Below are 748 nucleotides of genomic sequence, written 5' to 3' on the forward strand. Positions count from 1 at the left end.
TTATCTTTACTTATTTTGCGTTATCATTTGCGCCTATCGTCGTCGCCTCACGCTCGATTTTGCCTTACGTACAACAGTACGCGGCGGCTTCATCTCGCTCAGGCTCCTAGATATGCATCAAATGCTAACGAAAATCTCATGATTGAATACATGAGAGATAATATTGACATGCATTAGATACATTGTCGTTTTTTGTAGCCGTACATTTTCATGTACGTCACCATTAAGTCAGAGAATTATTTCCTATGTGCTCGGGTCAACCTACTTAGAAATTCTAAGAGATGACCTTACAAATATATATAATTATCTTCTATGCAGTTTTCAAAGAACAAACAATTAGTATATCACAGACTCGCTGTCAAATACTAAATGGTGGAGACGAGGAGATTCGAACTCCTGACCCCCTGCTTGCAAGGCAGGTGCTCTCCCAACTGAGCTACGCCCCCGTAATGGGTTCACTTAAGTCTCGATAATCCATTCCGAAGAATCCGTTATCTTTTATAAGCTTTTCCTATTATTTTAGCTCTTAATGTCTGTACTCTACACAAAAGTGTATTTCAAGTTATATGAGCCAACTGGTGGGCCTAGGTGGACTCGAACCACCGACCTCACGCTTATCAGGCGTGCGCTCTAACCAGCTGAGCTATAGGCCCATATCTGTAGATTGAGAGTCTTTACAGATCTCTCAAAACCAAACAATGATAAGTGTGTAAGTACAGCTAGCGCTTATGCTACGTCTACTTACTCG

2 tRNA genes are annotated in these 748 nt (G+C 41.3%); both read right to left on the minus strand.

Features of this window, described 5'->3' with window-relative positions:
- Positions 1-370: 370 nt before the first annotated feature.
- Positions 371-446, minus strand: a tRNA-Ala gene (locus tag HMPREF0874_RS09810).
- Positions 447-576: 130 nt separating this feature from the next.
- Positions 577-653, minus strand: a tRNA-Ile gene (locus HMPREF0874_RS09815).
- Positions 654-748: the final 95 nt, after the last annotated feature.

The organism is Veillonella sp. 6_1_27, from assembly GCF_000163735.1.
In the GTDB taxonomy this organism is placed as follows: Bacteria; Bacillota; Negativicutes; order Veillonellales; family Veillonellaceae; genus Veillonella; species Veillonella parvula_A.